The organism is Bacteroides sp. PHL 2737, assembly GCF_004115325.2.
GTDB classification, from domain to species: domain Bacteria; phylum Bacteroidota; class Bacteroidia; order Bacteroidales; family Bacteroidaceae; genus Bacteroides; species Bacteroides hominis.
The window spans coordinates 1911448-1930293 of record NZ_CP040630.1 but is presented as its reverse complement, the minus strand read 5'-3'; the positions used below and the strand labels follow the sequence as shown (position 1 = coordinate 1930293).

Sequence of the window (18846 nt, the reverse complement as noted above, 5' to 3'; positions counted from 1 at the left end):
ATATGGCAACACAAAGAAGAAATGCATTAGGCCGCGGGCTCGACGCCCTGCTCTCCATGGAGGAGGTGAAAACCGAAGGTTCTTCGTCTATTAACGAAATAGAACTGTCGAAAATCTCCGTCAACCCCAACCAGCCGCGTCGCGAATTTGATGAAACGGCACTGGAAGAGTTGGCCGATTCGATCAGGGAAATAGGAATTATCCAACCCATCACCCTGCGCAAAGTCTCGGACGACGAGTACCAGATCATTGCCGGGGAACGTCGCTACCGCGCTTCACAGAAAGCCGGACTGGACACGATTCCTGCATACATCCGCACAGCCGATGATGAAAACGTGATGGAGATGGCGCTGATAGAAAATATACAGCGCGAGGATCTTAATTCGGTAGAAATCGCACTGGCTTACCAACACTTGATAGAGCAATATGACCTGACACAGGAGCGGTTAAGTGAACGTGTCGGCAAGAAACGCACAACCATTGCCAACTATCTGCGTCTGCTCAAATTGCCTGCACCGATACAAATGGCACTGCAGAACAAACAGATAGACATGGGACATGCCCGGGCATTGATCACACTGGGCGACCCGAAACTACAAGTTAAAATTTTCGAAGAAATTCTGGAACACGGATACTCTGTCCGCAAAGTAGAAGAAATAGTAAAATCACTGAGCGAAGGAGAAGCCGTGAAGAGCGGAACCAAAAAGATTACCCCGAAGCGGGCCAAACTGCCCGAGGAGTTCAACATGCTGAAACAACATCTATCGGGATTTTTTAACACCAAGGTACAACTGACTTGCTCTGAAAAGGGCAAAGGGAAGATCAGTATTCCTTTTAGTAATGAAGAGGAACTGGAACGTATCATGGAAATCTTCGACTCACTGAAGAAATAAATGACGAAAAAAAGTAAAACATATCAGCTATACATTGCCCTGCTTCTCTGTTTCTTTCAGGTAGCAGGGATTGATGTGTATGCACAGGAGCCTGTAAAAACAGTCCAGGATTCCATCTCTCCGGTCCGCGAGGCCCCTAAAGCACGGGCACGCCGCCATCGTGAACCGGTAGTTTCTTCGCCGGTCGCCGACAGTGTAAAAGTGGATAAAGCGGTTATCCTCCCGCCGATAGACAGTTTGGAAAACCGGAAACCCGCCATTGTTACGGCAGACAGCCTCGAGGAAGTCAACCGGCAGAACCTGGAAAAGATAGAAACACCTGTCATTCCGTCAGTCGTAAAGACAGATAGCCTGCCGCCTCCCATCATGCCTAAAAAAATGTTCGTACCTAACCCGACGAAAGCAACCTGGTATGCCATCGTATTTCCGGGTGGCGGACAGATATATAACCGCAAATACTGGAAACTACCTATTATATATGGTGGATTCGCCGGATGCGCCTATGCATTAAGCTGGAACGGGAAAATGTATAAGGACTATGCTCAGGCTTATATGGATATTATGGACAATAATCCAAATACGAACAGCTATCAGGATTTACTTCCGCCGAATCACAATTACACCGATACCCAGCTGAAAGATATACTCCGCAAACGGAAAGATACGTATCGCCGCTATCGTGACCTCAGTATATTCGCTGTCATCGGCGTATATCTGATTTCCGTTATCGACGCCTATGTAGACGCGGAGTTATCCAATTTCGACATATCACCCGACCTAAGCATGAGGGTGGAACCTACTATTATAAATAATAACCCGTTACAACCCGGCAGTAAGTCGGTAGGCGTGCAATGCAGCCTCAGATTTTAACCCATGAAGATTGAACAAATAAGAATGAAGAAATTAGCAAACTATTGCCCCCTGATTTTATTGTTTTTGTTTGCCACCCCAAAGGTAAACGCACAGAGTGTAGACGTAGTGATTCGCGACAACGGCAAAGAACGCCAGGAAAGCATCGAGCTTCCGAAAAGTATGACTTATCCCCTCGATAGTCTGCTCAACGACTGGAAAGCCAAAAACTACATTGACTTAGGAAAAGATTGCAGTACGGCGGAAATCAATCCGTTGTTCAGTGACTCCGTATATATCGACCGCTTATCGCGCATGCCGACCGTAATGGAGATGCCATACAACGAAATCGTACGTAAGTTCATCGATATGTATGCCGGCCGCCTGCGAAATCAGGTATCTTTTATGCTGAGTGCCTGCAACTTCTACATGCCTATCTTCGAAGAAGCTCTCGATGCGTATAATCTGCCATTGGAGCTGAAGTATTTACCTATCATCGAATCGGCTCTGAACCCGTCGGCAGTATCACGCGCAGGTGCAGGAGGTTTGTGGCAGTTCATGATAGGAACCGGCAAAATGTACGGGCTGGAATCGAACAGCCTGGTGGACGACCGTCGTGACCCGATAAAGGCAACTTGGGCAGCAGCACGCTACCTGAAAGATCTATATGATATTTATCATGACTGGAATCTTGTGATCGCAGCATACAATTGCGGACCGGGCACCATCAACAAAGCCATCCGCCGTGCAGGAGGAGAAACCGATTATTGGAGCATCTATAACTACTTGCCCAAAGAAACAAGAGGATATGTACCGGCATTTATAGCAGCCAACTATGTAATGACCTATTACTGCGATCATAATATCTGTCCGATGGAAACCGATATTCCGGAAAGTACCGATACGATTCAGGTAAACAAAAACCTTCACTTCCAACAGATTGCCGACTTGTGCAATGTTCCGATGGATCAAATCAGAAGTCTCAATCCACAATACAAAAAAGAGATAATTCCGGGTGAAAGCAAATCTTATACTTTGCGCCTTCCACAAAACGCCGTAAGTTCGTTCATCGATCGCCAGGACACTATTTACGCCCACCGTGCCGACGAATTATTCAAAAACCGGCGTACAGTAGCCATTAAAAATGACAGTCCTGCTTCCAGAAGGAAAGGTAACTCTGCCAAAGCAGGCAATGGTACACCCACATATTATAAAATCAAAAATGGAGACACCTTGGGAGCTATTGCAGCAAAATATGGTGTACGCGTAAAAGATCTTCAAAGTTGGAACGGACTGCGGGGAACTAACATTTCCGCAGGAAAACGTTTGAAAATATACAAATAAATCCCCTTTCGCTTGCCTGATGTTTAAATTTGATTATTTTTGCAGAAAAGGAACGAAAGGACTAAATTATGGACACTGAGAACCAGAAAGAAATAGCTGAAGAGCAAATGATTGAACAAGCTTTTCAAGAATTGCTGAACGATTATCTTGCTACCAAGCACCGTAAACGTATTGAGATTATAACCAAGGCCTTTAATTTTGCCAATCAGGCACATAAAGGCATCAAACGACGCTCCGGGGAGCCTTATATCATGCACCCCATTGCCGTCGCAAAAATCGTATGCAACGAAATCGGGCTTGGTTCGACTTCCATTTGTGCTGCCCTTTTACACGATGTCGTAGAAGATACCGACTATACGGTAGAAGATATCGAAAACATTTTCGGAGCTAAAATCGCACAAATTGTCGACGGGCTAACTAAAATTTCCGGAGGTATCTTTGGTGACCGCGCTTCGGCACAGGCAGAGAACTTTAAAAAGCTCCTGCTCACGATGTCCGATGACATCCGGGTGATCTTAATCAAAATAGCCGACCGTCTGCACAACATGCGTACCCTCGGCTCTATGTTACCCAACAAACAGTATAAGATCGCAGGCGAAACATTGTATATTTATGCACCTCTTGCCAACCGCCTGGGACTGTATAAGATCAAAACAGAGCTGGAAAACCTCAGTTTCAAATATGAACATCCTGAAGAATATCAGGAAATTGAAGAAAAGCTGAACGCAACAGCGGCCGAACGTGACAAGGTATTTAATGAATTCACCGCCCCGATACGAGAGCAACTGGATAAGATGGGGCTAAAATACCGTATCCTGGCACGCGTGAAATCAATCTACTCCATCTGGAACAAAATGCAAACCAAGCATGTTCCCTTTGAAGAAATTTATGACCTGCTGGCTGTACGAATTATCTTCGAACCACGCAATATGGAGGAGGAACTGAATGATTGTTTTGACATCTATGTCTCAATCTCTAAAATCTATAAACCCCACCCCGACCGCCTGCGCGACTGGGTGAGCCACCCGAAAGCCAATGGATACCAGGCACTGCATGTCACCTTGATGGGAAACAACGGACAATGGATCGAGGTCCAGATACGTAGCGAACGGATGAACGATGTGGCCGAACAAGGATTTGCCGCCCACTGGAAATATAAAGAAGGAGGAGGCAGCGAAGATGAAGGTGAATTGGAAAAGTGGCTGCGTACCATTAAAGAAATACTCGACGATCCGCAACCGGACGCCATCGACTTCCTCGATACAATCAAATTGAATTTATTTGCTTCGGAGATTTTTGTCTTCACTCCGAAAGGAGAGCTTAAAACCATGCCACAGAACTCTACTGCGCTGGATTTTGCATTCTCCCTGCACACAGATATAGGAAGCCATTGCATCGGCGCCAAAGTCAATCATAAACTGGTGCCCCTAAGCCATAAATTACAAAGTGGAGATCAGGTGGAGATACTGACATCCAAGTCGCAACGTGTACAGCCACAATGGGAAGTATTTGCCACTACTGCAAGGGCAAGGGCAAAGATTGCAGCTATTCTGCGTAAAGAACGAAAAACCTTCCAGAAAGAAGGAGAAGAATTGTTGAACGAATTCTTTAAGAAAGAGGAGATCCGTCCGGAAGCAGCTGTCATCGAGAAGTTATGCAAACTGCATAACATGAAGAATGAAGAAGAATTACATGTAGCCATCGGCAACAAAACCATCGTATTGGGAGACGCCGACAAGAATGAACTGAAGGAGAAGCAAAGCAGTAACTGGATGAAGTATCTGACTTTCTCTTTTGGCAACAACAATAAAGACAAACAGCAGGAAGAAAAAGAACCGCAAGAAAAAGAGAAGATTAATACCAAACAGATTCTTAAACTGACGGAAGATGCGCTGCAAAAGAAATATATCATGGCCGAATGTTGTCATCCCATCCCCGGTGACGACGTACTGGGATATATGGATGAAAACGACCGCATCATCATCCATAAACGCCAATGTCCGGTAGCGGCTAAGTTAAAAAGCAGTTATGGCAACCGTATCATTGCCACAGAATGGGATACACACAAGAAACTTTCTTTCCTGGTATATATTTATGTAAAAGGCATAGATAATGTAGGATTACTGAACGAAATCACGCAGGTCATTTCACGCCAACTGAACGTTAATATCCGAAAGCTGGACATGGAGACCAATGACGGCATTTTTGAAGGAAAAGTACAGTTATACGTGCACGATGTGGAAGACGTAAAAGCCATTTGCAACAATTTGCGCAAGATTCCAAATATAAAGTCAGTGACACGCGTAGAAAACTAATGAACCATCAACGATGAACGATAACAGGAGTACCAACCTGCGTTCATCGTTCCTCTCCGTGCGTCGTTGAAAATCTATCAAGGGCATTCCTCATTCCAAGCAGTTCTTCTCTAATCTGCTTAAGACGATTGATAATCTCAAAGTTCCGGATTGTTGCCTCTCTATTATCTTTCAATTTTTGGCGGGCTCCGGGCAAAGTCATCCCCCGTTCCTTCACCAAGTGATAAATCAGACGGATGGTTTCTACATCCTCTTTCCGGTATTGGCGTACCCCACGGCTACCCTTTTTAGGGGCAATTTGCGGAAACTCCTTCTCCCAAAAACGAAGCAACGACTCATTGACATCGAACATCTGGGCAACTTCACTGATAGAGTAATATAATTTCAGATCCCTTTCTGTATTTTGCATAATTCTCTTTTTGTTTAGTCAAACACTTTACCGTGGTTGGCAGCTATCTGAATCATACGTTCATAATCTTCCGCACTTAAATCCATGAAGTAATAATTAACCGGATTCACCACTTGCCCCTTGACATGCACTTCGTAATGCAAATGCGGTCCGGTGCTCTTTCCGGTGCTTCCCACTCCGGCAATCACCTCACCGCGTACCACTTTTTTACCCAGTTTAGTACGAAACTCCTGCAAATGAGCATAACGGGTACGATACCCGAAGCCATGATCAATCTCAACAGTATTGCCATAACCGGTCTCCCACCCCATTTTCACCACTGTCCCGTCACCAGTGGCATACACATCCGTCCCGGGATGAGCAGAAAAGTCCATACCGGCATGAAACTTCGTCGTTCCGTAAATAGGGTCGATACGTGTACCATAACCGGAAGCTGTCTTCCGAAGATCTTTATTAGATATCGGCTGGATGGCAGGAATACACTTTAACATCTGGTCATGATTTTTACACATCGCCACCACGTCGTCAAACGACTTGGATTGTATATAAAGTTGCTTACTCAGCACGTCCATCTTCTGAGTCGTATTAACCACCAGTTTTGAGTTGGCCATGTCCATCAGTTCTTCATAACGGTTCGTACCGCCATAGCCCGCCTGACGAATGGCCGGTGAAACGGGATCGGCCATAAAAATGACCCTGTAAAGGTTATCATCACGTTGCTGAATGTCCTGAAGCACTCCCATTGCTTCGTCAAGACGACGAGAAAGAACATTATATTGCGCCAAAAGTTGGCTATTCTCTTTCCGCAACTCCTTCTCTGAAGGAGAGCCGAAAATCAGTAACAATATAATGAAACTGCCGGCCCCCAGCCCCATCCCGATAAAAAGACGGCGGAGAATGCTCAATGCCCGTTGTCGGACAGTCGGATAAATCCGGTCATAAGTCTGCGTTTGCGGATTATAGATATAGTAAACTTTGCGCATCTTATAAATATTTCGCTTGTTAATACGGCAAAAATAATAAAAACAAGCTATCTTTGCACTGCTTTTTTCAGAATATTAACCTCAACAATAGATATATAGAAGTATGTTGACTGCAAAAGAAACCAGAGATTCGTTTAAGAATTTCTTCGAGTCAAAAGGACATCAGATTGTTCCTTCGGCTCCGATGGTGATTAAAGATGACCCTACCCTGATGTTTACCAATGCAGGGATGAACCAGTTTAAAGATATTATTTTGGGTAACCACCCGGCGAAATACCACAGAGTCGCGGACTCGCAAAAATGTCTTCGCGTAAGCGGAAAGCACAATGACCTTGAAGAAGTGGGACACGATACGTATCATCACACCATGTTCGAAATGCTGGGTAACTGGTCATTCGGCGATTATTTCAAGAAAGAAGCCATCAGTTGGGCATGGGAATATCTAATAGATGTATTGAAGCTGAACCCGGAACACCTGTATGCCACGGTGTTCGAAGGAAGCCCCGAAGAAGGGCTGGAACGTGATAACGAAGCAGCTTCCATCTGGGAACAATTCCTTCCCAAAGACCATATCATCAACGGCAACAAGCATGATAACTTTTGGGAAATGGGTGATACAGGCCCCTGCGGTCCTTGCTCGGAGATCCACATCGACCTCCGCCCGGCTGAAGAACGTGCTAAGATTTCAGGACGCGATTTGGTGAACCATGATCATCCCCAGGTAATAGAAATCTGGAACCTCGTATTCATGCAATACAACCGCAAGGCCGACAGCAGCCTCGAACCGCTACCGGCAAAAGTTATCGATACCGGTATGGGATTCGAACGTCTTTGCATGGCTTTGCAAGGTAAAACATCCAATTACGACACTGACGTATTCCAGCCACTGATCAAATCAATCGCTCAAATGGCGGGAACAGAATATGGCAAGAATGAACAGAACGACATCGCTATGCGTGTGATTGCCGACCATATCCGTACTATCGCTTTCTCAATCACCGACGGACAATTGCCGTCGAATGCCAAAGCCGGTTATGTGATTCGTCGTATCCTCCGCCGTGCCGTTCGCTACGGATATACATTCCTTGGACAGAAACAAGCGTTTATGTACAAATTGCTTCCGGTTCTGATTGACAGCATGGGTGATGCTTATCCGGAACTGATTGCTCAAAAAGAGTTGATCGAAAAGGTTATCAAAGAAGAAGAAGAATCATTCCTACGCACTTTGGAAACCGGTATCCGCTTGCTCGACAAAACCATGGCGGACACAAAAGCCACCGGAAAAACAGAAATCAGTGGCAAAGACGCCTTTACGCTGTATGATACGTTTGGTTTCCCGCTCGATCTGACAGAACTGATTCTGCGTGAAAACGGCATGACAGTGAACACAGTGGAATTCGACGCCGAAATGCAACAGCAAAAACAACGTGCACGCAACGCCGCTGCCATTGAAACAGGCGACTGGATTATTTTGAAAGAAGGCACAACAGAATTCGTAGGGTATGACTATACAGAATATGAAACCTCTATTCTGCGTTATCGCCAGGTGAAACAGAAAAATCAGACTCTGTACCAAATCGTATTAGATTATACCCCGTTCTATGCAGAAAGCGGTGGTCAGGTAGGTGACATCGGTGTATTGGTAAGTGAGTTCGAAACTATTGAAGTGATCGACACTAAAAAAGAAAACAATCTTCCGATACACATAACAAAAAAACTTCCCGAACATCCGGAGGCTCCGATGATGGCTTGTGTAAACACCGACAAACGTGCAGCTTGTGCAGCCAATCACTCTGCCACTCACTTACTGGACGAAGCACTCCGTGAAGTATTGGGAGAGCATGTTGAACAGAAAGGCTCCTTGGTAACTCCGGATTCTCTGCGCTTCGACTTCTCTCACTTCCAGAAAGTAACGGATGAAGAAATCCGCAAAGTGGAGCATTTGGTAAATGCAAAGATACGTGCCAATGTTCCATTGCAGGAACATCGCAACATCCCTATCGAAGAAGCTAAAGAACTGGGGGCAATCGCCCTGTTCGGTGAGAAGTATGGTGACCACGTACGTGTTATCCAGTTCGGCTCATCCATTGAATTCTGTGGAGGTACTCACGTTGCTGCTACCGGAAACATCGGTATGGTAAAAATTATCTCTGAGAGTTCAGTAGCTGCCGGTGTACGCCGTATCGAAGCATATACCGGAGCCCGCGTAGAAGAAATGCTGGATACGATCCAGGATACTTTGAACGATTTGAAAGCTCTTTTCAACAATGCTCCCGACCTTGGCGTAGCCATTCGTAAGTATATCGATGAAAACGCAGGGCTGAAAAAACAGGTGGAAGACTTTATGAAAGAGAAAGAAGCCGCCGTCAAAGAACGCCTGCTGAAGAATGTACAAGAAATTAACGGCATAAAAGTCATTAAGTTCTGCCTGCCGATGCCCGCGGAAGTAGTGAAGAACATCGCTTTCCAACTCCGTGGCGAAATTACAGAGAACCTGTTCTTTGTGGCCGGAACAGTTGATGCCAACAAGCCAATGCTGACGGTCATGATCAGCGATAATCTGGTTGTAGGCGGATTGAAAGCAGGTAATCTGGTAAAAGAAGCTGCCAAACTGATTCAAGGTGGCGGTGGCGGTCAACCTCACTTTGCGACAGCCGGCGGTAAAAATCCGGACGGACTGAACGCTGCTGTTGAAAAGGTACTGGAACTGGCAGGTATCTAAAAGTCCCGACTCTCCACGAGAAGGGAACCACGCTGTCCGAAAGTTTCCATATAAAGCTGGAAGTCAGATCAAACATCATAGACTCTCCGAGTAAAGAGTCCGGTACTGCACCGGACTCTTTCTATTCATTCCCCTTCATCGAATGTCCATATCACAAACTCACTTTATCCCCCGGGAAAAGCAAGAATTATCTTTTTTATTCTACTCCCACTATTACAATAACGGAGAAGAGTGGGCAGACTCAGCCTCATCCGAGATTCTTTATCGCCCGAAATTCTTTTGGAGAGATACCTGTATTCTTCTTAAAGAAATGTGTCAAATAGGATTGATCCGGAAAATGCAGTTGCTCAGCTATCTCTGTTACAGATAGACGGGGTTCATTCAACAGTACCTTTATTTCAGCCACCAACTGTTCATCAATAAGCTGCTTGGGTTTCTTTCCATCTAAATGCCGAACTGTAATTTTATGCAGGTAACGAGACGATATACAAAGTTTTCCGGCATAAAAAGCGACCTGATGTTCATGCATACTATATTCGCGGATCAATTGCATAAACCGGTGGCAGAGTAATTGAGTACGGCTATATTGCTTGCTGACAGCCAACTTTTCCGGAATCGTATTAAACAGCCACATGAGCAAACTTTGCAAAAAATTGTGCTCTTGTTGTCCTCTGAACTGCGGCATCGGTTCGGTAAACAACATTTGTGCCATATCCATCCACAAATTGATCTGGCGCCAAGTCTTCTGACTTCGTTCGTCAGCAGTATGGCGGTAACAGGGATGTTCGTGAGTATAATTAAAGTAGGGTGTATCAATAGGTAACATGGCATTTAGAAATGCTTCTTTAGGAAACATCAACATTTTCACCTGCAAATCCTCGGAAGCTTCAAGCACTTGCAGCAGGCTACCGGTCAGGAAGATCAGTTCTGTCTGTTCATTAAATATATATTTCTGCACACCGGTAGAGACAATGGCTTCCCCCCGCGTACAAATCAGATAGATACCACACCGGAAATGATATGGAGTCGATATCAAAGAAGTCAGATCTGTCTCTTCATATCGGATCGTTTTCGTATCGGCAAGCAATTGGTCTGTTTTCATGAAAGTCTGTTTTAGGCAACAAATGTAGGTTTATTTTTTGTATTCGGACTATTTTGTTCTGAAAACAACATATTTTGTACAGATTAGCCTACGTCCGGTTCCTAACAAATGAAGTAATTTTGCGACTGTATTGATCAAAGAGAATAGCAATGACTGACAGACAGAATTCCAGACGGTTCTTATTATTATTTTTAGGTGTATTAAGTGCCTTCGGTCCTTTTATAATGGATATGTATTTGCCTACCCTGCCGGCTATGGCAGATTTTTTCCAGACTTCATCTTCCATGGTACAATTAGGACTCACAACCAGTATGATTGGTTTGGCTGCCGGACAATTAATCTTCGGTCCCCTGAGTGACAAGTACGGACGGCGTTCTCCATTACTTCTGGCTATGATTCTGTTCCTGCTCGCTACGCTGGGATGTATCTTTTCACACACCATTTCACTATTTGTGGTATCCCGATTCTTACAAGGCATTGCCGGAGCAGGTGGTGTCGTGATTTCCCGCTCCATAGCTACCGACGAGTATTCGGGACACCAACTGGCCGGTATGCTCGCCATTATCGGGGGAATAAACGGAATTGCTACAGTCGTTGCCCCCATCGGAGGAGGTATTCTGGCCCAGATAACAGGCTGGCAAGGCATCTTTATCTGCTTATTCCTTATGGGAGTGGCTCTCCTATCCGGAAGTCTGCACCTGAATGAGTCGCTTCCGACAGAACACAGACAGGTTGTGAGTTGGCAAGCCCTATACCATCGTTTTGGGGAAGTCCTACGCAACCGCCGTTATGTAGGCTACGTCCTGCAATATGGCTTTACCATGGGAATATTGTTTGCCAATATCTCTTCTGCACCATTCATCATGCAGCAACACTACGGACTCTCTCCCCTATCGTTCAGCCTCTGCTTTGGAATCAATGCGATAGCAATGGTTATCTCTTCAGCAATATCGATAAAATTGCCTACTATGGAACGGGCTTTATATATAGGAAGCCGGGGCATGTTGTTAGTATCTGCGCTGTCAATGGTGCTCTTGCCTCTGGGTTGTGATTTTTGGATCTACGAGTTATTGATCTTCGCTCTACTCTCCATGATTGGCATGACTTTTACGGCATCCAACACGTTAGCCATGGAGTGTGAGCGACGGAATGCAGGCATTGCTTCGGCACTTTTGGGAGCCACCGGGTTTGCATTCGGAGGTATCGTATCGCCCCTGGTAAGCTTAGGAGATATGATGACCTCTACCGGAATATTGTTTTTAGCAGGTTCTGTTTGTACCTATGCGTGCACGCGATATGTATTGTCACGATCCGCTCAGCCCTCCGGACTGCTATATCATTGAAAGCTTTCACATTCAAATATCTTTTCCTGACAAACGTCAAAAGGAAGTTCCAAATCCAATACGACTTACAGAAGATAAAGTCGAAGCGTAGCATAAATTACAATTCACCTATAAACAGACCTTTAACTGCCCAAACATTAGTTTAAAAGCAAAAGGTCCTTCCTTTAAAACCAATGCCCCTTCGGTTTTAAACCAATGATTCCCTTCCTTTAAACCACCTATAGGAACTCTGCACAAATCACACTTATACATTCGATCGCCCAGGGGGAAGAAGTACTTTATCTATACATATCTATTTTCAAAACACAAAGAAGAGATAACCGAAACGGAAAATGTATTGTCTACACTCAGCAGTTTAGAATAGCAGTCCTCCTACCCCGTAATAACGAGCCGAAAAACAAAAAGACGAATCAATCCACACACAAGTTCTTTCGTTTTACATTTATATTCTCTACCTTTGTACACTGAATCAATCAATTACTAAAATTCTAACCCAAGCCGCATGAAAGCATTTTTTCATTTATCATTTATTCTTTTATTCGTATTTACAGCCTGTACGTCTGCCCCCAAGCAGACAACCACTGATTACACACAATATGTAAACCCATTTATCGGAACAGACTTCACCGGTAACACATATCCCGGAGCGCAAGCACCTTTCGGCATGGTTCAGCTTAGTCCGGACAACGGACTGCCCGGCTGGGACCGCATTTCAGGATATTTCTATCCCGACAGCACAATTGCCGGGTTCAGCCATACTCACCTTTCGGGTACGGGAGCCGGAGACTTATATGACATTTCGTTTATGCCTGTCACCTTGCCCTACAAAGAAGCAGAAGCTCCGTTGGGCGTCTACTCCAAATTTTCCCATCAGGACGAAAGCGCCACGGCAGGATATTATCAGGTACTGCTGAAAGATTATGGAATCAATGTAGAATTGACAGCCACCGAACGGTGTGGCATTCAGCGTTACACTTTTCCCGAAGCGAAAGCCGCTATCTTCCTCAACCTGAAAAAGGCTATGAACTGGGACTTCACCAACGACTCTCACATAGAAGTAATAGATTCGGTGACTATTCAGGGATATCGCTTTTCCGACGGATGGGCACGAAATCAACACGTATACTTCCGCACCCGCTTCTCCAAGCCTTTTGCTGCCGTACAGATGGATACTACCGCCATTATGAAAGACGGTAAACGAATAGGTACCGCTACTGTAGCCCGTTTCGACTTTGACACGGAAGACGGTGAACAGATTCTTGTCAATACAGCACTGTCAGGCGTAAGCATGGAAGGTGCCGCCAAGAACCTGACAGCTGAAGTGCCTGAAAATGATTTTGAAAAATACCGTGAGGCTGCCCGTGACAACTGGAACAGGCAGCTCTCTAAAATAGAAATCAAAGGTGACAACAAAGACGACCGGGTAAACTTCTACACTGCGATGTACCACAGTATGCTTGCCCCCACCATCTACAGCGATGTGGACGGTGCTTACTACGGACCGGATAAAAAGATACATCAAGCAAACGGATGGGTGAACTACAGCACTTTCTCACTGTGGGATACATATCGTGCCGCACATCCTCTGTTCACATATACCGAACCGGAACGAGTGAACGACATGGTGAAATCATTTCTTGCATTCTACGAACAGAACGGGCGTTTACCGGTCTGGAACTTTTATGGAAGTGAAACCGACATGATGATCGGTTATCATGCCGTTCCCGTAATTGTGGATGCTTATTTAAAAGGTATAGGCAATTTCGATCCCGAAAAAGCATTGGAAGCCTGTGTAGTTACCGCCAATCTGGACAACTATCGCGGAATAGGCGCTTACAAAAAACTGGGCTATGTCCCCTTCAATGAAAAAGACAGTTATAATGCCGAAAACTGGTCATTGTCTAAAACACTGGAATATGCCTACGATGATCACTGCATAGCCCGTATGGCAGAAAAACTGGGAAAGAAAGAGATTGCGGACGAATTTTATAAGCGGTCGCAGAATTATCGTAATGTGTATAACCCTGCCACCTCGTTTATGCAGCCACGTGATGACAAAGGAGAATTCCAGAAAGGCTTTGAAGCAGACGCTTATACTCCTCACATCTGTGAAAGCAACGGCTGGCAATACTTCTGGTCAGTACAACACGATGTAGACGGACTGATCAGCCTGGTCGGAGGAAAAGAACGCTTTACCCAAAAGCTGGACAGCATGTTCACCTTCCATCCCTCGGCTGATGACGAACTTCCTCTGTTCAGCACCGGAATGATCGGACAATACGCACACGGCAATGAACCCAGCCACCACGTCATCTACTTATACAATGCAGTAGGTCAGCCTTGGAAGACTCAGGAGTATGTAGCCAAAGTGATGAACGAACTTTACCAGAACACTCCTGCCGGACTTTGTGGTAATGAAGACTGCGGACAAATGTCTGCCTGGTATGTATTCAGCGCTATGGGATTCTATCCCGTCGATCCGATAAGCGGTAAATATGAGATAGGCACTCCCCTTTTCCCGGAAATACAAATGCACCTCGGCAACGGAAAAACATTCACTGTCAAAGCTCCCGCAGTCAACAAGGAAAACATTTATATCCTGTCAACCAAGTTGAATGGGAAGCCCTATGATAAGAGTTATATTACACATGAACAGATCATGAGTGGTGCAATCCTTGAATTTGAGATGGGAAAAAAGAGGTAATATGTAGCTAAAAAGATGGACGATACATTTGACATAACCTACAAAGCACTGTTTCGCAAATACTATCCGAACCTGATATTCTACGCCACCCGCCTGGTGGGTGACGAAGAAGCAGAAGACGTGGTTCAAGACGTATTTGTGGAACTGTGGAGACGAAAAGACTCCATGGTGATAGGTGACCAAATCCAGGCCTTCCTTTACCGGGCGGTATATACCCGGGCGCTGAATGTGCTGAAACATCGCAGTATAGAGGATGGATACTGCGCCGCTGTGGAAGAAATCAACCAGAAACGGGCTGAATTCTACCAACCGGACAACAACGAAGTTATCCGGCGAATAGAAGACCGTGAATTGCGGAACGAAATCTACGAAGCCATCAATGAACTGCCGGACAAATGTAAGGAGGTATTCAAACTGAGCTACCTGCACGAAATGAAAAATAAAGAGATAGCTGACGTAATGGGAGTATCTTTACGCACGGTAGAAGCCCACATGTACAAGGCGCTGAAGTTCTTACGCAGCCGTCTTAGCCATTTATGGCTTTTATTCCTATTATTTTTTATCAAATAGATAAGTGTTTTTAAAGAATTAGTTGTTTCTATTATATAATGAAAAAGAAAAGATGAATAATCTGAGCGAAGAAATATTGATGAGATATCTGACGGGCGAATGTTCTGACGAAGATTTTGCCAGAGTAAACGCTTGGATCAAGGAATCAGATGACAATGCCCGCCGACTTTTCCGGATGGAGGAGATATATCATTTGGGCAGACACGACAGCTTCCCGGATCAGAAAAGAACAGCCCGGGCAGAAGCACGACTATGCAAAAAGCTGGCTCAGGAGGAGGCACATAGCCGCAAGGTTATCAGAATGCACCAATGGATGCGATATGCAGCCATCATCGTACTGGCTTTGATGGTCGGTGCCGGAGGCGGATATTTATATTACCAGGCTGACCCCACCCGGGATATGATAACAGCTTCATCTACGGACGGAAAAGTGAAGGAAATAGTACTGCCCGATGGCAGTAAGGTATGGCTGAATCAGTCGGCAACACTGAGGTATCCACGAGAGTTCTCCAATACCGAAAGAGATGTATTCCTTGACGGAGAAGCCTACTTTGAGGTCACTAAAAACCGCCAATGTCCTTTCATCGTAAAAAGTGAAGCGATGCGCATCAAAGTATTGGGCACGACTTTCAACTTCAAGTGTGACAAAAGCCACAAACTGGCGGAAGCGACATTAATCGAAGGAGAAATAGAGGTTAAAGGCAACAATGAGGAAGGAATGATCATCCTTTCGCCGGGACAAAAAGCCGAACTGAATAAAACAACCCGCCGACTGGTAGTGAAGCAGGTAGATGCCAAACTGGATGCCGTATGGCACAATGACCTGATTCCGTTTGAACAAGCCGACATCTTTGCCATCACCCGGACACTGGAACGTTTTTATGATGTGAAGATCATTCTCTCACCCGACATAAAGTCAGACAAAACTTATTCGGGTGTACTGAAAAAGAAAGATAATATAGAGTCTGTACTCCAATCACTGGACAACTCTATACCAATCAGTTATAAGATCGTGGGAGATAATATTTTTATTTCTTCACGTAACAAGTAAACAACTAATTAAAATAAACATATAGTACCATGAGATTTAGAACATTCCTGGCGGGATGTTTAGGAGGCTTATTGTCTCTGAACTCCTGCACAAACTCGCCGGACATAACTGATTATGCAGCCTATGTCAACCCATTTATCGGTACCGGCGGACACGGCCACACTTTTCCGGGCGCTATCCTGCCCCATGGCATGATTTCACCCAGCCCGGACACCCGTATAGATGGGTGGGACGCTTGTTCGGGCTATTACTATGCAGACTCTACCATCAACGGATTTTCACACACCCACCTGAGCGGAACCGGTTGTTGTGACTATGGGGATGTGCTACTGATGCCTACGGTAGGCGAACAGAAATATCTCCCAACAGGTTCACAGAGCCAGAAGATGGCTTATGCTTCCAGCTTTTCACACCAGAACGAGACTGCCGAACCGGGCTATTACTCCGTTTTCCTGGACACCTATCAGGTAAAGGCCGAACTAACTGCAACCAAACGGGCAGCCATCCACAGATACACTTTCCCGGAAAGTAGAGAAGCCGGATTCATCCTCGATTTTGACTATAGCCTGCAACGACAGACCAATAAAGAGATGGAGATAGAAGTCATCAGCCCTACCGAAATTTGTGGACGAAAGAAAACAATGTACTGGGCCTTCGACCAATACATCAACTTTTATGCAAAATTCTCAAAACCTTTCACTTACACACTGGTAACCGACTCGATGGCGCTTGACGAAGGAGGTAAATTACTGCCGACCTGCAAAGTACTGCTACACTTTAACACGGCAAAAGACGAACAAGTATTTGTAAAAGTCGGAATATCCGCCGTAGATATAGAAGGCGCACGCAAAAATGTGGAAGCAGAAATACCCGATTGGGACTTTGACGGAGTACGTAAGGAAGCACGCAAAGCATGGAACAAAACTTTGTCGAAGATAGATATCACCACGAATGACAAGGATGATAAGACCATTTTCTACACCGCACTTTATCACACTGCCGTCAGCCCAAACCTGTTTACAGATGTAGACGGACGCTATCTGGGCATGGACCTACAAGTACATCAAGGTGACACGCTTAATCCGATGTATACCATCTTCTCACTGTGGGACACTTTCCGTGCACTTCATCCGTTGATGACCATTATCGATCCGGACCTGAACAATGACTTTATACGTTCTCTGATCAAAAAGCAACAGGAAGGTGGGATTTTCCCGATGTGGGATATGGCTTCCAATTATACCGGTACAATGATTGGCTACCATGCTGTTCCTGTTATTGTAGATGCGTATATGAAAGGTGACCGCAACTTCGATATTCAGGAGGCTTATCGTGCGTGTGTGCGTGCGGCTGAATATGATACGACAGGAATCAAATGTCCTGCCCTGGTGCTGCCTCACTTGATGCCGAAAGCAAAATATTATAAAAACTCGATCGGTTACGTGCCATGCGACCGCGAAAATGAATCGGTTGCCAAAGCATTGGAATATGCTTATGATGACTGGTGCATTTCAATCTTTGCCGATGCACTGAATGACTATGACACCCGGGATAAATATGCCCGCTTTGCGAAAGCTTATGAATTCTACTTCGACCCGGAAACCCGTTTTATGCGGGGACTGGACAGTAAGGGGGAATGGCGCACTCCGTTCAACCCACGTTCATCTACTCACCGCAACGACGACTATTGCGAAGGAACTGCCTGGCAGTGGACCTGGTTTGTCCCCCACGATATCGAAGGTTTGGTGAAACTGATGGGAGGTGAAGATGCCTTTGTCGGCAAACTGGATTCTCTGTTTACCGCCGACTCCTCACTGGAGGGCGAAACGATCTCTTCGGATATCAGCGGACTGATCGGCCAATATGCACATGGAAATGAACCAAGCCATCACGTGATTCACATGTACAACTACGTGAACCGCCCATGGCGAACTCAGGAATTGGTAGACAGTGTATACCGCAGTCAATATGCCAATACCGTAGACGGACTATCGGGTAATGAAGATTGCGGCCAAATGTCCGCTTGGTATGTACTGAACTCCATGGGATTCTATCAGGTATGTCCCGGTAAACCGGTTTATTCCATAGGACGCCCTGCATTTGACAAAGCTGTGGTCAATCTGCCTGATGGAAAGAAATTTATAGTAATAGCCAAGAATAACTCTAAAAAGAATAAGTATATCAAAAGCATGAAGCTGAACGGGGAACCGCTGGAAAAGCCTTTCTTCACACATGATGACATTGTGGCGGGAAGTACACTGGAAATTGAGATGACAGATCGGCGACCGCAACCCTAATCTCTCTCAGGAAGAGGGAACAGAGAGGGTGTGTCAAAACTCACCACAGAGGACACAGAGTAGCACAGAGGTGATTTAAGTTACTGATTATTAGCAAAAAGCTCTGCGATACTCTGTGTTACTCCGTGGTAAAAAGAGTTTTAACATAGCCCCATGTAATCATAGTAGATAGAAATTACATAATATTCATTTAATAAAAAAGGTCCGGAGCTATATCAAAAGCCTTTTCACCACAGGGTCGCACGGAGTGTTCATATGAATCAT

General features: G+C 45.2%; 13 protein-coding genes. 10 read left to right on the top strand and 3 right to left on the bottom strand.

Annotation, left to right across the window (positions count from 1 at the left end; translation table 11 throughout):
- Positions 1–2: 2 nt before the first annotated feature.
- The 4 genes from DBK98_RS07960 to DBK98_RS07945 all read left to right on the top strand — a co-directional run bounded on the left by DBK98_RS07960 (position 3) and on the right by DBK98_RS07945 (position 5401).
- Positions 3–893, top strand: a complete 891-nt coding sequence (locus tag DBK98_RS07960) for a ParB/RepB/Spo0J family partition protein (protein WP_005775476.1) — start codon at positions 3–5, stop codon at positions 891–893.
- Positions 894–1763, top strand: a complete 870-nt coding sequence (locus DBK98_RS07955; RefSeq protein WP_032537221.1) for a DUF5683 domain-containing protein — start codon at positions 894–896, stop codon at positions 1761–1763.
- A gap of 24 nt (positions 1764–1787) precedes the next feature.
- Positions 1788–3086 (top strand): lytic transglycosylase domain-containing protein, encoded by a 1299-nt coding sequence (locus DBK98_RS07950; protein WP_032537222.1) that lies wholly within the window; start codon positions 1788–1790, stop codon positions 3084–3086.
- A gap of 68 nt (positions 3087–3154) precedes the next feature.
- On the top strand, positions 3155–5401 hold the full coding sequence (locus DBK98_RS07945; RefSeq protein WP_005810438.1) for a bifunctional (p)ppGpp synthetase/guanosine-3',5'-bis(diphosphate) 3'-pyrophosphohydrolase: 2247 nt from the start codon (positions 3155–3157) through the stop codon (positions 5399–5401).
- Between the two features lie 43 nt (positions 5402–5444).
- Here DBK98_RS07945 and DBK98_RS07940 read toward each other — a convergent pair whose 3' ends face one another.
- Positions 5445–5810, bottom strand: a complete 366-nt coding sequence (locus tag DBK98_RS07940) for a MerR family transcriptional regulator (protein ID WP_032537223.1) — start codon at positions 5808–5810, stop codon at positions 5445–5447.
- 14 nt (positions 5811–5824) lie between these two features.
- Positions 5825–6793 carry a M23 family metallopeptidase gene (locus DBK98_RS07935; RefSeq protein ID WP_005775469.1) on the bottom strand — a complete coding sequence of 323 codons (969 nt, stop codon included), beginning with the start codon at positions 6791–6793 and terminating at the stop codon, positions 5825–5827.
- Between the two features lie 103 nt (positions 6794–6896).
- Here DBK98_RS07935 and alaS point away from each other — a divergent pair, with 103 nt between their 5' ends.
- Positions 6897–9515: an alanine--tRNA ligase gene (gene alaS / locus DBK98_RS07930; protein WP_032537224.1), complete on the top strand. Its 2619-nt coding sequence runs from the start codon at positions 6897–6899 to the stop codon at positions 9513–9515.
- Between the two features lie 247 nt (positions 9516–9762).
- On the opposite strand, the gene DBK98_RS07925 is transcribed toward alaS, so the two are convergent.
- The gene (locus DBK98_RS07925) at positions 9763–10617 is read right to left on the bottom strand and encodes an AraC family transcriptional regulator (protein WP_005810447.1); all 855 of its coding nucleotides are present in this window, start codon (positions 10615–10617) and stop codon (positions 9763–9765) included.
- Between the two features lie 149 nt (positions 10618–10766).
- Here DBK98_RS07925 and DBK98_RS07920 point away from each other — a divergent pair, with 149 nt between their 5' ends.
- From DBK98_RS07920 to DBK98_RS07900, 5 genes are all read left to right on the top strand, one after another.
- Positions 10767–11960, top strand: coding sequence for a multidrug effflux MFS transporter (locus DBK98_RS07920; RefSeq protein ID WP_032537225.1), 1194 nt, complete (start codon positions 10767–10769; stop codon positions 11958–11960).
- A gap of 502 nt (positions 11961–12462) precedes the next feature.
- Entirely contained in the window at positions 12463–14664 is a 2202-nt protein-coding gene (locus DBK98_RS07915) for a GH92 family glycosyl hydrolase (RefSeq protein ID WP_032537226.1), read from the top strand.
- 15 nt (positions 14665–14679) lie between these two features.
- Positions 14680–15234, top strand: coding sequence for an RNA polymerase sigma-70 factor (locus DBK98_RS07910; protein WP_005775460.1), 555 nt, complete (start codon positions 14680–14682; stop codon positions 15232–15234).
- Positions 15235–15286: 52 nt separating this feature from the next.
- Positions 15287–16285 (top strand): FecR family protein, encoded by a 999-nt coding sequence (locus DBK98_RS07905; protein WP_022011427.1) that lies wholly within the window; start codon positions 15287–15289, stop codon positions 16283–16285.
- A gap of 29 nt (positions 16286–16314) precedes the next feature.
- Positions 16315–18582, top strand: coding sequence for a GH92 family glycosyl hydrolase (locus tag DBK98_RS07900; RefSeq protein WP_032537228.1), 2268 nt, complete (start codon positions 16315–16317; stop codon positions 18580–18582).
- Positions 18583–18846 lie beyond the last annotated feature (264 nt).